This window comes from Labrenzia sp. THAF191a (genome assembly GCF_009363335.1).
Lineage (GTDB): Bacteria > Pseudomonadota > Alphaproteobacteria > Rhizobiales > Stappiaceae > Roseibium > Roseibium algicola.
This window is the reverse complement of the sequence record NZ_CP045333.1, coordinates 1,732,844-1,746,488: the sequence shown is the minus strand read 5'-3', so window position 1 is coordinate 1,746,488 and position 13,645 is coordinate 1,732,844. Positions and strand designations below refer to the sequence as shown.

12 protein-coding genes are annotated in these 13,645 nt (G+C 62.1%); all 12 read left to right on the top strand.

Translation table 11 applies throughout. From position 1 onward, the window contains the following. Positions 1–424: 424 nt before the first annotated feature. Complete coding sequence (gene acnA, locus FIV05_RS08040) at positions 425–3,100, top strand: aconitate hydratase AcnA (protein ID WP_023002755.1); 2,676 nt, start codon at positions 425–427, stop codon at positions 3,098–3,100. A 364-nt stretch (positions 3,101–3,464) separates the two neighbouring features. Next, positions 3,465–3,854, top strand: a complete 390-nt coding sequence (locus FIV05_RS08035; protein WP_173013806.1) for a VOC family protein — start codon at positions 3,465–3,467, stop codon at positions 3,852–3,854. 142 nt (positions 3,855–3,996) lie between these two features. Further along, complete coding sequence (locus FIV05_RS08030) at positions 3,997–4,653, top strand: DUF4129 domain-containing protein (protein WP_173013805.1); 657 nt, start codon at positions 3,997–3,999, stop codon at positions 4,651–4,653. After that, positions 4,650–5,972, top strand: coding sequence for a hypothetical protein (locus FIV05_RS08025; protein ID WP_152509189.1), 1,323 nt, complete (start codon positions 4,650–4,652; stop codon positions 5,970–5,972). The genes FIV05_RS08030 and FIV05_RS08025 overlap by 4 nt, the downstream gene beginning before the upstream one ends. Then, on the top strand, positions 5,962–6,918 hold the full coding sequence (locus tag FIV05_RS08020) for a MoxR family ATPase (protein WP_023002751.1): 957 nt from the start codon (positions 5,962–5,964) through the stop codon (positions 6,916–6,918). Before FIV05_RS08025 ends, FIV05_RS08020 begins: the two co-directional genes overlap by 11 nt. A 53-nt stretch (positions 6,919–6,971) precedes the next feature. Continuing rightward, positions 6,972–8,213, top strand: a complete 1,242-nt coding sequence (locus FIV05_RS08015; RefSeq protein ID WP_209009902.1) for a DUF58 domain-containing protein — start codon at positions 6,972–6,974, stop codon at positions 8,211–8,213. Beyond that, complete coding sequence (locus FIV05_RS08010; RefSeq protein WP_152509188.1) at positions 8,213–9,208, top strand: stage II sporulation protein M; 996 nt, start codon at positions 8,213–8,215, stop codon at positions 9,206–9,208. Before FIV05_RS08015 ends, FIV05_RS08010 begins: the two co-directional genes overlap by 1 nt. Further along, positions 9,205–10,128 (top strand): RDD family protein, encoded by a 924-nt coding sequence (locus FIV05_RS08005; RefSeq protein WP_152509187.1) that lies wholly within the window; start codon positions 9,205–9,207, stop codon positions 10,126–10,128. The genes FIV05_RS08010 and FIV05_RS08005 overlap by 4 nt, the downstream gene beginning before the upstream one ends. Before the next feature lie 45 nt (positions 10,129–10,173). Then, positions 10,174–11,064 carry a hypothetical protein gene (locus FIV05_RS08000; RefSeq protein ID WP_152509186.1) on the top strand — a complete coding sequence of 297 codons (891 nt, stop codon included), beginning with the start codon at positions 10,174–10,176 and terminating at the stop codon, positions 11,062–11,064. A gap of 267 nt (positions 11,065–11,331) precedes the next feature. Next, on the top strand, positions 11,332–12,114 hold the full coding sequence (locus FIV05_RS07995) for a hypothetical protein (protein WP_023002746.1): 783 nt from the start codon (positions 11,332–11,334) through the stop codon (positions 12,112–12,114). A 238-nt stretch (positions 12,115–12,352) separates the two neighbouring features. Beyond that, positions 12,353–12,967, top strand: a complete 615-nt coding sequence (ccmA, locus tag FIV05_RS07990) for a heme ABC exporter ATP-binding protein CcmA (RefSeq protein WP_353622184.1) — start codon at positions 12,353–12,355, stop codon at positions 12,965–12,967. Beyond that, the gene (ccmB, locus tag FIV05_RS07985) at positions 12,964–13,635 is read left to right on the top strand and encodes a heme exporter protein CcmB (RefSeq protein WP_152509184.1); all 672 of its coding nucleotides are present in this window, start codon (positions 12,964–12,966) and stop codon (positions 13,633–13,635) included. Before ccmA ends, ccmB begins: the two co-directional genes overlap by 4 nt. Positions 13,636–13,645 lie beyond the last annotated feature (10 nt).

The following is a 13,645-nucleotide window of genomic DNA, read 5'->3' as shown; positions in this document are numbered from 1 at the left end:
CGGGACAGGCTAGCTGAGCGGCGTTTTAATTCAGTATACAATGGTATGCAATATCTTCCCATCCAATAAATGATGTCTATATACCGGTTGGCGCATCTGCATGCACCCAAGATCGCATTTTCGAATTTCCGAAGGTGTTTTCTGGCTTCAATTTCCGGACGACGCCGTTTCAAGAGGCTGAAACTTCAACCGAAGTCTCGACAACGGCGGCGGCGTCGTGTCTGGTGGTCGTAGCCAAAGATTGCTATAGGTGCGGCGCATCAATTTGCGGCGGCGACTGAGGGAGAGGCTCTCATCGTATCCGCGCGGAAGGATGCCGGATGACAGAGCGCTGCAGCTCTGTTTCCGGAGCCTTGAGAGAGTATGCCAGGCACCGGTGCACACGCGGCCCGGGCCTTTTGGACAATAAAGGAGATCGCACGTCGTGACCCAGTCCCTCGACAGCTTCAAGTGTAAGAAAACACTGACCGCCGGCGGCAAGACCTACACCTATTTTTCCATTCCCGAAGCGGAGAAGAACGGCCTCGAAGGCGTTTCCAGGCTACCGTTCTCGCTGAAGGTGGTGCTTGAGAACCTGCTGCGCTTCGAAGACGGCCGCACGGTGACCAAGGCAGATATCCTTGCCTGCGCCGAATGGCTGAAGACCCGCAAGTCTGATCACGAGATCTCCTATCGCCCGGCCCGCGTGCTGATGCAGGACTTCACCGGTGTTCCGGCCGTGGTCGACCTTGCCGCCATGCGCGATGCTGCCGTGAAGCTCGGCGGCGACCCGGAGAAGGTCAACCCGCTGGTTCCGGTCGACCTTGTCATCGACCACTCGGTGATGATCGACTATTTCGGCACCAAGGACGCCTTCAGGCAGAACGTCGAACTTGAATACGAGCGCAACCGCGAGCGCTACGAGTTCCTACGCTGGGGCCAGTCCGCCTTCAACAATTTCCGTGCCGTGCCCCCGGGAACCGGCATCTGCCACCAGGTGAACCTGGAGTACCTGGCCCAGACCGTCTGGACCAGGGACGAGGACGGTGAAACCGTCGCCTATCCCGACACGCTGGTCGGCACCGACAGCCACACCACCATGGTCAACGGCCTGGCGGTTCTGGGCTGGGGCGTCGGCGGCATCGAGGCGGAAGCCGCCATGCTCGGCCAGCCGATCTCCATGCTGATCCCGGAAGTCGTCGGCTTCAAGCTGACCGGCAAGCTGAACGAGGGCATCACCGCGACCGACCTCGTGCTGCGCGTCGTGGAAATGCTGCGCCAGAAGGGCGTCGTCGGCAAATTCGTCGAGTTCTATGGCCCCGGCCTCGACAACCTGTCGCTGGAAGATGCGGCCACCATCGCCAATATGGCGCCGGAGTACGGCGCGACCTGCGGCTTCTTCCCGGTCGACAAGGAAACCCTGAAGTACCTGGAAGCCACCGGCCGCGACAAGGACCGCGTCGCCCTGGTTGCCGAATACTCCAAGGCACAGGGCATGTACCGCTCCGGCGGCGAGGAGCCGGTCTTCACCGACACGCTGGAACTCGACATTTCCACCGTCGTTCCGTCGATTTCCGGACCGAAGCGCCCGCAGGATCGTATCAATCTTGCCGATGCCGCAGCCGGTTTCGCCAAGACCATGACGGACGAATTCAAGAAGGCAGGCGAGTTGTCCAAGCGCGTTGCCGTTGAAGGCAAGGACTACGACATCGGCAACGGCGACGTTGTGATCGCCGCCATCACGTCCTGCACCAACACCTCCAACCCGTCCGTTCTGATCGGTGCCGGCCTCGTGGCCCGCAACGCGCTGAAGAAGGGCCTGAAGGTGAAGCCATGGGTGAAAACCTCCCTGGCCCCCGGATCCCAGGTGGTGACCGACTACCTCGAAAAGGCCGGCGTTCAGGACGATCTCGACGCGCTCGGCTTCACGCTGGCCGGCTACGGCTGCACCACCTGTATCGGCAACTCCGGTCCGCTGGACCCGGCGATCTCCAAGGCGGTCAACGACAACGACCTGATTGCCTGCTCGGTGCTGTCCGGCAACCGCAACTTCGAAGGTCGCGTCAATCCGGACGTGCGCGCCAACTACCTGGCCTCGCCGCCGCTGGTGGTCGCCTATGCCCTTGCAGGCAACCTGAACATCAACATCACCGAGGATCCTCTCGGCGAGGATCAGGACGGCAACCCGGTCTACCTGAAGGACATCTGGCCAACCACGGAAGAGATCACCGACCTCATCCGCGCCTCGATCAACGAGGAGATGTTCCGCACCCGCTATTCCGACGTCTTCAAGGGCGACGAGCACTGGCAGGGCATCAAGGTGGAAGGCGGCCTGACCTACTCCTGGCCGGTGTCCTCGACCTACGTCCAGAACCCGCCCTACTTCGAAGGCATGACCATGGAGCCGAAGCCGCTTCAGGACATCGAGAATGCGGCGGTCATGGGCCTGTTCCTGGATTCGATCACCACCGACCACATTTCACCGGCCGGCTCGATCAAGCTGGACAGCCCGGCAGGCAAATACCTGTCCGAGCACCAGGTCGCCCAGAAGGACTTCAACTCCTATGGCTCGCGCCGCGGCAACCATGAAGTCATGATGCGCGGCACCTTCGCCAACATCCGCATCAAGAACCAGATGGTTCCGGGTGTCGAAGGCGGCGTCACCATGAAGGACGGCAAGAAGGAATGGATCTACGACGCCTGCATGGAATACAAGGAAGCAGGTGTTCCGCTGGTCATCTTCGCCGGCAAGGAATACGGCACGGGCTCGTCCCGTGACTGGGCCGCGAAGGGCACCAACCTCCTCGGCGTGCGTGCGGTCATCGCGCAGTCCTTCGAGCGTATCCACCGTTCCAACCTGGTCGGCATGGGCGTCATCCCGCTCACCTTCAAGGAAGGCGAAAGCTGGCAGTCGCACAACATCACCGGCAAGGAACGCGTGACCATCAAGGGCATCGCCGACATCCAGCCACGCCAGATGATGGACGTCGAAGTCACCTATGAGGACGGCACCACCAAGACCATCGAGTGCCTGTGCCGTGTCGATACGCTGGACGAGCTGGAATACATCAAGGCCGGCGGCATTCTGCACTATGTGCTCAGGAACCTCGTGACGAGCTGAGGGCCGGCTTTTCAAGTCAAGTGAGATCGAAGCGGGCCCTGAGGGGCCCGTTTTTTTGATACCCCCCAGCGAGTCATTCCGGACAAGTGCAGCGAAGCTGCGCGCTGATCCGGAACCCAGCGCATGCTTCGCGCCGCAGGCGCGTCTTTTTTAAGTGTCGGATGCTTGTTCGAGTTTGTGCTCGCTTTCGCTCACGCTGACACGCTGGATTCCGGATCGGGCCATGCAGCTACGCTGCAGACCGCCCGGAATGACCAGCCGAGAGTTAGTCGTCTGGCCGCGGACCCTGCAGGGCGCTTTTGTTATTTGCCACTGGTGGAAAAGTCCGTCAGGCTCAACCTCAGGCAGTTCCGGAGGTTTCCTCATGCCAGATACCAAACCACCGCATCTCTCCCATATCGCTCCGGTCTTTCCGGTTTCCGACCTGAAGGCCGCCCTCGCCTATTACCGGAACAGGCTCCTGTTCGAGAGCCGGTTCGAATGGGCGGATACGGAGGCCGAGCCCGTCCGCTATGCCATTTTGTGCCGGGACCATGTCGAATTGCATCTGTCGGCCGGGCCCGGACGGCATCCGGCGACGGCCTATTGCTTCGTGGCCGGGATCGACGGCTATTACACCTCGGTGACAGAAGCGGGCGCCGATATCGCCGAGGCGATCACCGACCGGCCCTGGGACATGCGCGAATTCGGCGCAAGGGACCCGGACGGGAACATGCTCTATTTCGGCGAGCATCTGGAGCGGATCGGGCAGTGAATGCCCTGGGTAAAAACGGGGAGCGTGATCCGAACGGAACCCTGGCAGCAGCTGTCGGTTGCGAAGCTCAGACCGAGCCGCTAATAAACCCGTCATGCGCCGATTTTTGATCGTCTGTTTTTTATTGATCCTTTCAGGGACGTTGCTCCCCTCATATGCACAAGAAGCCGTTCAGGAACCGCTTGAAATCGGCGACTCGGGCACGGAGTACCTGCGCGCAATCCGTTTACGCGGGATCGATACGGACGTGGCCTATTTCGACCCCTCCGCACCGCCACCCAAACTGGACACCACCCAGGAGCCGCCGAAACCTGCGGCGGATCAGGCAGACCCGACCATCGACAACCGCTGGATTCCGGGCCTTATCGTAGGCGGCATCCTTGTTGCCGTTGCCTATTTCTTCCTGCGGTTCGGTGGACGGTTCACGGTGTCGCTAGGCCGTGAGGCCGGCAATCCCGACAGCACCCGCCCCCGAATCCGCGGACAGGCCCCGATCTGGGCGGAAAAGCTCGCCCCGCTTGACGAGATCCTGCGCATGGAAGACCGGCAGAGGGCCCTTGTGCTGCTGACGCAAAAGGTGCTGGCCACCGCCATTGCAGCCAACGGCATCCTGATGCAGCGCAGCTGGACGGCACGCGACGCCTTGCGCCAGTTGCCCGAAAGCCAGGCGAGGGAACTGCTGCGCAAGCTTGTGACCATGGCCGAACGAGTGCAATTCGGCGGCAGGAACGTCAGCGAAGAAGAGTTCAACGACCACGTTGCGAACTGTCGCTACCTGCTGGGTCCGGAGGCGGCATGAGCGAGAGCGCTGCAAATACGCGGCCGAAGGGCCCGAGCCTTGAAACCGCCGTCATCGCACTGATCTGCGTCGCGGTTCTGATTGCCGGCTGGTACATCCTGTCCCAGCGCCAGCAGGTCTTACGCCGCTCGCCCGCCGGGCTGGACGGCCTGCAGGTCTGGCTGGCGACAAATGGGGCCAGTGCGCAGAATTTTGCCGGCGGCTGGCTGATGGACCAGACAGCGGTCGGCCTGCTTGTGGTACCGCTTTACGATACGCTGCCGGACAGCGAACGCAGCAGCCCCCGTACCAAGGAAGAACTGCTGCTGCAGCAGGACGAATACGATCTGGCGACCGCCGTCGTCCTGGAAAAGGCCGAGCGCGTTCCAACCCTGCTTGTGCTGCCGAAATGGCGCAGCGGGATGCGCCTGACCGGCCTTGCCCACCCTTTCCTGAAGGTTGAGGCGGACCGTCTTCAGACAATCGTCAACAAGGTGACCGGCACCAGCGGCACGAAAATTGCCGCCGCAAGTCGGCCCTTCTCCGACTTCCGGTACCAGTCACAGCAAGGCGAGCCCTTGCGGGCGGAGATCTACGCCGCCCAGACCTTCGCCAACGAGGCCTGCCGCCCGATCGTCGGTGACACCGGCGCAATGCTGCTGGCCGATTGCCCGCTCGCCGATGCCGGTGACGGCGAACAGGAGCGCATTCTGGTGCTGTCCGATCCGGACCTGATCAACAACCATGGCCTGCGATTGGGCGACAATGCCGGCATTGCCCTCGATGTCCTGACCGAAAAGGCCGGCAGCCGGAATATCGTCATCGACTACAGCCGCTCTTCCTGGCTGCGCGATCCCGTGAGCGAACCCAAGCGCGAGCGCACCTGGGAAGATCTGCTGCGTTTCTTCGGACCGCCCTTCCTGACCCTGTGGCTCGGCACAGCACTGTTGCTGGGGCTGGCGCTCTGGCGCAGCTTCATCCGCTACGGACCCATCCGCGACGAAGAGGCGGGACCTGGCGCCGGCAAGGATCTGGCGGTCCAGGCGCGCGCAAGGCTTATGCGGCTTTCCGGGCAGGATGGCGCTCTCATTCGCGAATATGCGACCGCCCGTATTTCGGCGACGGCCTCTGCCCTGTTCGGTCCGGCCCATGCCCGCCACTATGCCGGGGAAGACGCCTTCCTGACCTACACCGAACGCCGGCATCCGGCCCTTGCACCGCGCCTGCGCGCGATCCTGGCCGACATACGAAAACTGCCTGCCCGGCTTCCGGCCACGGAAGCCATCCAGCAAATCGACCAATTGGAACAGGTATTGGAGCAAATAACCCATGACGCTTGAAGCGCTGCGCGAACGGACCGATGCCTTGCGGACGGAGATCGGCCGAACCGTACTCGGTCAGGACGACATCATCGACCTGTTGCTGATCGCCTTGTTTGCCCGCGGCCACGTGCTGCTGGAAGGCCCTCCCGGCACCGCCAAGACGCTGCTTGCCCGCAGTTTCTCGGCGGCTCTGGCACTCGATTTCGGCCGTATCCAGTTCACGCCGGACCTGATGCCCGGCGACGTGCTCGGCACCTCGATCTTCGATTTCCGCACCAACGCCTTCGTGCTGACCAAGGGACCCGTATTCTCGCAGGTGCTGCTGGCCGACGAAATCAACCGCGCCCCGCCCAAGACCCAGGCCGCCCTGCTGCAGGCCATGAGCGAACGCATGGTCAGCATTGACGGCACGGATCATTCCCTCGGACGGGAATTCATTGTCGTGGCAACGCAGAACCCCATCGAGCAGCAGGGCACCTATCCCCTGCCGGAAGCCCAGCTCGACCGGTTCCTGTTCAAGCTGGTGATCGACTTCCCGCCCGAAGACATCGAAATGGCGATCCTGCGCCAGCACGCGGACAAGCCGCTGGAAGCCGGCATGGAAACCGCCACGCTGTCCAAGGTGCTCGATTCAACCACCCTTGAAGAAACAAGGGCGCTGGTCGACAGCATCATCCTGAAGGATGACATCCTCGCCTATATCCTGCGCCTGATCCGCGCGACCCGCCAAAGTTCCGAGATCGCCTTCGGTGCCTCGACCCGCGCGGCCGACGCGCTGGCAAGTGCGGCACGGGCAACGGCAGCGCTCAACGGACGCGATTACGCCATTCCCGACGACGTCAAGCGTCTTTTCGTGCCGGCCCTCCGCCACAGGATCGTTCTCGGCCCGGCGGCGGAAATCGAAGGCCGCAGCCCGGCGCAGGTCCTGGAAAACATCCTCAACCAGATCGAGGCCCCCCGCTGATCCGGCCGTCCAAACGACTGCTCGCCTTTGGCGCATTGGCTCTGGCCATCTCGGTGATCACGGTTGTCACCGGGGGTGCTGCGCGTGAAATCGGCGCGGTTCCCTGGATCGTGCTCGTGCTTCTGGTCGTCATCGACATGGCCATGTCACTCCGGCGACCGCAAAACCTGACGTTCGAGGCTCCGGCGGAGGTATTTGTCGGCGAGACGGCAAAGCTTCAACTGGAACTTGCCCAGGCGCCCTTGGCCCTGCGAGCGAAACTGGACTGGCCGGAAGGCCTCGGCGGCGACGCGGAATTCGCGTTTGCCCCTGCGGCGGACGGCAGCTCGCGGGCGGAGGTTGCCTGCCGGGCGATCCGGCGCGGCGTCTGGCGCGTGGACCATCTCTGGCTATCCTGGCACTCGCGCCTCAAATTGCTGGAGTTCGTGCCGAAACTGGCCGTCGGGGCAGAAATCCGCGTGGTCCCGAACATCCGCATGGTCCAGTCCGGGCAGATCACCACCACCGTTCTGTCGACGCTTTACGGCGTGAAGGAAAACCGCGCTGTCGGTGAAGGATCGGAATTCCAGCAACTGCGGGATTTCGTCCAGGGCATGGACATCAAGACGATCGACTGGAAGCGGTCGGCCCGACGGCGTTCCCTTGTCGCCAAGGAATTGCGCGCCGAGCGAAATCACCATGTCATTGTCGCACTCGACAACGGCTATCTGATGCGCGAGGAGATCGGCGGCCTGCCGAAGATCGACCACGCCGTGACCGCAGCGCTGGCGACCGCCTGGGCGGCTGCCATTGGCGGCGATCTGGTCGGCTATTATTCCTACGACGTCAAACCGCGCACCTTTTCCGCACCCGCTCCGGGCAGGACGGCGTTTGCACGGCTGCGCAGCTGGACGGCGGAGCTTTCCTATGTCAGCCGCGAAACCAACCACACCCTCGCGCTCACCGAGTTGAACGCCCGGACGCCCAAACGCAGCCTGCTGATCATCTTCACTGATTTCGTCGACACCACATCGGCCGAATTGCTGGTGGAGAACATCGGCATCCTGGCCAAGCGGCACCTGCTGATCTTCGTCGCAATCCGCGATCCCGACCTTGAGAAGCTGGTGGAAACGCCACCGGGAGATCTCGATGGCGCGGCCACGCTTGTTGCCGCCAACCAGGCACTCAATGAACGCCGCCTGGTGTTCGAAAAACTGTCCCGAATGGGCGTCACCATCGTCGACGCCAAACCGAATGCCGTGACCGCGCGGCTGATTTCCGCCTATCTTGAAATCAAGGCACGGGAGCTGATCTGATGGACACACAGGATCTGATGCGCTCCGCCCGGTTCCGGAAGGAACGGGAAGCCGACTGGCAAAGGCTGGAAACCCTGGTTCGCAAGGCCGAAGGCCAGGGCCTTCAGCATATGGAATTCTCGGAGACCCGCGACCTTGCCTCTCTCTACCGGCAGGCTACGACCTCGCTGGCGATTGCGCGCGAAATCTCGCTCGACAAGGCCCTGCTCGGCTATCTGGAAGCGCTCACGGCCCGTGCATATCTGTGCGTCTACGCCCCGCAGGAACGGCTTGGGGGCCTGCTGGAGCACTTCCTGAGGGAGGGTGCGCCACGGGCGATGCGCCGGTCCTGGTTCTACATTCTGATCGGATTCCTGTGCATGGCGCTTGGCGCCCTCACGGGTTATCTGCTCTATTTCGAGAACAACGACTGGTTCTACGTGATGATGCCGGCCGAACTTGCCGGCAACCGTGGGCCGGACGCGACCACGGAATCCCTGCGCTCGGTCATCTACGGCACCGACCAGGCAAGCGGGCTCGGTGCCTTCGCGACCTATCTGTTTTCCCACAACACCCGCATCGCGATCTTTGTTTTCGGTCTTGGTGTCTTCGCCTGCGCCCCTGCCGTCTTGCTGACGTTCTATAACGGCCTGTCGCTGGGTGCCTTCCTCGCCCTTCACGTCGACCGGGGCCTGGGTCTAGATCTCGTCGGCTGGCTGTCGATCCATGGCGTCACCGAAATCTCGGCCATCTGCATTGCCTGCGGCGGCGGCTTGCAACTGGGGGCCGCGGTGCTTTTTCCGGGTGACAGATCGCGCAGCGTTGCCTTGCGCGAAGCCGGTCGCGATGCTGTGAAACTGGCGATTGTCGCAGCCATCATGCTGGTGGCGGCCGCACTTCTGGAAGGCTTCGGCCGGCAACTGGTGCAGAGCCTTGACGCCCGGCTGATCATCGGCTGGGGGATCGGTGCGCTCTGGCTGTCCTGGTTCCTGTTAGGAGGCCGGAGCCGGCGATGAGAGTGCGTTTCTGGAAACGAACCAAGACGGACCGGCCACCGGCGTCAACGCTTGTGCCGCCGGAGGGCGTTGCACTGACGCTGCCCATCGCGGGTGTTGGGGTGCGCTTTTCTGCCCAGCTCATCGATATCATACTGACCGCGATTGCCGCGACCTGCCTGGTGATCCTGCTCGCTCTGATCAACCTGACGACACCGCAGACACTGATGGCCATTGCCGCCCTGCTGTTCTTCCTGATCCGGGTTCCCTACTATGTGCTGGCCGAGCTGGCCTGGAACGGCCAGACCCTCGGCAAACGGCTGATGAAAATCAAGGTGGTTTCCCATGACGGCGGACCGCTGACCGCCCGCGCGCTTGTCCTGCGCAACCTGATGAAGGAGGCGGAGATCTTCCTGCCCGGGACGCTTTTGCTGACGCTGGATTCGGCAACGCCGATTGCCTCGCTTGCCGCTTTTGCCTGGGTTGCCATGTCGCTGATGATCCCCCTGTTCAACCGCTACCGGCGCCGGCTTGGCGACATGATGGCAGGTACCCATGTCATTCACCTGCCGGTGCCGGTGCTTTTGAAGGATCTGGCCAGCGAGACGGTCGCGACCGGGACAGCACGCAAGAAGTTCGTCTTCCTGTCCCATCAGCTCGACCACTACGGCGCCTTCGAACTGCAGACACTGGAAACGCTGCTGCGTGGCCAGAATACACCGTCCGGAGCCGAAGCAGCCCACCAGCGGAACGCCACCCTGGAAGCCATCGTGGAAAAGATCCGCAAGAAGATCGGCTACGCCGCGCCGGTGCCTCCGGTGGATCGTTTGCCGTTCCTGCAGGCGTTCTACAACGCCCAGCGGGAACATCTCGAGCAACGCCAGCTGTTCGGCGACAAGCGGGAAAACAAGCACTACGCCCAATCCGGCGAGGAAAAATAGACCTTTCGCCCTCTCCGGCTCCAGTCATCAAGTGGATCAGCCAGATTGCAGAAACAGGACAATCATAGCCTCAGAGCCTATTTCCTTGATCGGGTTGGCCAGTCCGGGGGGCCACAGGGGCGCCAAGTCCGGCAGTCCCTTGGGATCGGCGCGCTGATAGGAACCAGTTTTTCCATCACGATCCGGAATCTTGTGCCGGTCCTTGCGATCGGTTTTGTAGTCAGCCTGCTTGGCGCTCTGCTGGCTGGATCGCTTGTCGGCGTCGATGCCGCCCTCAATCTGGAAACGGACGACACCAGCGACCTGGCCGGCCTCGTCGACCTTGCGACAGCCTTTGTCGATGTGATCGTTTTTGCCCTGACTGCGGCCTTTCTCGCCCAGCTGACCTATGACGCCCGGTTGAACCGTCCGATCTCGATTGCCCGCTATTTGCTGCCGGCCCTCAAGGCCAGCGCACCGATCTGCCTGCAAAACGGGCTGCTGGTCGTCATCTTCGTGTGCATTGCGCTGCCGGTGGTCTTCATTGCGATCTTCGTGAATACGACCCTGATTTCCATCACGGCGCTTGCGGTTCTGCCTTTTGTCGCCCTGTGGGGATGTTCGGTCTTCTCGGTTCTGGCCCCCGCTGTCGTCATTGAACGGATTGGCTTCAGCGGCATGAGCCGCAGTTGGGCGCTGACGAAAACCTATCGTTGGCAGATTGCCGGCGCACTGCTGCCGGTCTGGCTTTGCTCGCTGGCCGTCACGATTGCCGGCGCCTTTCCAGTGGAGCTTCTCGCCCGTGAGGGAAGTTACGTCTGGGCCCTGCCCGTCTTTGCCGCAACCAACGCGCTGGCAAGCGGACCGCTGGCAATTCTTGCCACGTTGGTTTACGCGCGACTGCGCGAAATCAAGGAAGGTATCAGCGTTGACCAGGTCGCCGATGTCTTCGACTGAGTGTCAGGAGGGTTGAACTTCCGCGCTCGGCCCCGCTTGTGACCTGCTGCAGAAGGATTTATGGTGAAAAATCGCAAGAGTGACTGTCTTCAGCAGAGGGCGGGCAAGATGCTCATGCGATCGGGATCTACCGGTTTTCGGACAGTCCACGGCTTCAGGCGGATGATCGTCGCTCCTCCCGTTTGGCGGGCAGCGTTCGTTGGTATGTGGGCTGGAATTAGATAACCACTTTTGAAAAAACTATTGGAAGTTTTACGGAGCAATTGAATGACCGACACGACCCTAAGCCAGCCCACGGCCTCCCTTGGCGTTGGCTCCATCATCGGCGAGAGCTTCTCGATCCTCCTCAAGCATTTCATTCAGGTCGTCATCGTCGGCTTCGTGCCGAACCTGATCGGCTTCCTGATTTCCGGCCTGCTGGTCGGCTTCGGCGCCGCACTCGGCATCCAGCCGCAGGAGTTCACCGGCCCCGGCAGCGCTGTTGCCAACGTGCTGTCGATCCTCGTCAGCATGGTGGTCTATTCCATCACCACCGCGCTTCTGGTGCAGCTTGCCTATGACGCGAAACTGTCGCGCCCGGTACAGCTTGGCCGTTACTTCGGTCCGGCCCTGAGTGCTGTCGTGCCGCTGGCGATCCTCTCGATCGTCGTCTCGATCCTGGTTGGTATCGGCCTGGTCCTGCTGGTCGTTCCTGGCCTCTGGGTCTATGCGGTATTCGCCGTCATGGCACCGGCCGTGGTGATCGAACGCGCCGGCTTCGGCGGTCTTGGCCGCAGCAAGTATCTTACCAAGGAATACCGCTGGCCGATCCTGGGTGCGCTGGTTCTGGCCATCATCTGTGCCACCATCATCAACATCGTCGCTCTGTTCGTCGTCGGCCTCGTGGCCTCGGCCGGCAGCATCGGCATGGTAATCGGCATCATCCTGTTCGCTGCCATTTCCACAGTCGGCGCAGGTTTCCTGAGTATCCTTGTTGCACTGATTTATGCGCGCCTGCGTGAAATCAAGGAAGGCGTCAGCGTCGACCAGATCGCATCTGTCTTCGACTGATTGCCCTGCAACGCGGGCAAACCGCGCTGCTTTTTGAAATTGTCCGGCAAGCGGGTCCGGACACCACAGCACCCGGGGCAAGCCCCGGGTGTTTTGTCTTTGAGCAAAGACAAGGCGGGGAATTTTCCTTGCATCATAACAGTGCGGCCAACTAACAAGGTTCAACCCAACCTGCCGCCGGAGCATTCCCCTGAGACTGATTGCCGAAAACCTGACCATCGATCGCGGCGGACGCCGGGTGTTTCAGGACCTGTCCTTTGATCTTCCCTCCGGCACGGCGCTGGTCGTGACGGGCGCGAACGGCATCGGCAAGTCGTCACTGCTGCGGACGCTGGCAGGTCTTGTCGCGCTGGCTGGCGGCACACTTCGGCTGGAACAGGGAGAAGCCGATCGGTCGCCGGCTGAACACGCCCATTATTTCGGCCATCAGAACGCGGTCAAGGCAGCGCTTTCCGTGCTGGAAAACCTGACGTTCTGGCAAGGCTTCACTTCACCGGTTTCGACATCTGTCTTTGGCGCAACGGCAATGTCTCCCGAGACCGCGCTTGATCTCCTCGGCATAGGCCACACGACAGACCTGCCGGCAGGATTTCTCTCCGCCGGCCAAACGAGACGCCTGGCCCTTGCCCGGCTTCTGGTCACGCCACGGCCGATCTGGCTGATGGATGAGCCGACGTCGGCGCTCGACAAGGCGTCGGAAGGCCAGCTTCTGGACCTGATGAACGGACATCTGGCCGCCGGCGGCATGATCATAACCGCTACCCACACCGATCTGGCCCTTGCCAGAACCAAGATCCTGCATCTGCGCACCGCTGATCCCGTTTCGCTGCACGAGGAGGATCTGCCCGCATGAGTTCCTGGGCTGTTGTGCTGTTTTGGCGAGATCTTCGGCTGTCTGTGCGCGTCGGCGGCAGCGCGCTTGTCGGTGTGTTGTTCTTCCTGGCCGTTGTCACCGTCATTCCCTTCGGCGTCGGTCCGGATCTGAACCTGCTTTCCCGCATTGGTCCTGCCATCTTGTGGATCGGCGCGCTTCTGGCGACGCTCCTCGGGCTGGACCGGCTGTTTCAGGCTGATCGGGAGGACGGCACGCTGGACCTGATGCTGATGGCCGGACGGTCGCTGGAACTGCTGGTGCTGATCAAGTGCCTGGCGCACTGGGTCGCAACGGGTCTGCCGCTGGTGATCGCCGCCCCCCTGCTCGGCATCTTTCTCAATCTCGACCCCGTCGCCACGGGTGCCGTCACGCTCACGCTGCTGGTCGGCACACCGGCCCTGACGCTGATCGGCGCCATCGGCGCGGCCCTTACCGTCTCGTTGCGCCGAGGCGGTCTTTTGTTGGCCGTACTGGTGATACCGCTGGCCATTCCCGTGCTGATTTTCGGCGTCAGTGCCGCGGATGCCGCTATTCATGATCCCGTGCCGTTTCTGACGCCGTTCCTGATCCTGTGTTCGCTGTCGCTGATTGCGGCGGTGATCGGCCCGCTTGCCGCTGCCGCGGCGCTCAGGTTTGCAGGAGATTGACGGCAATTTG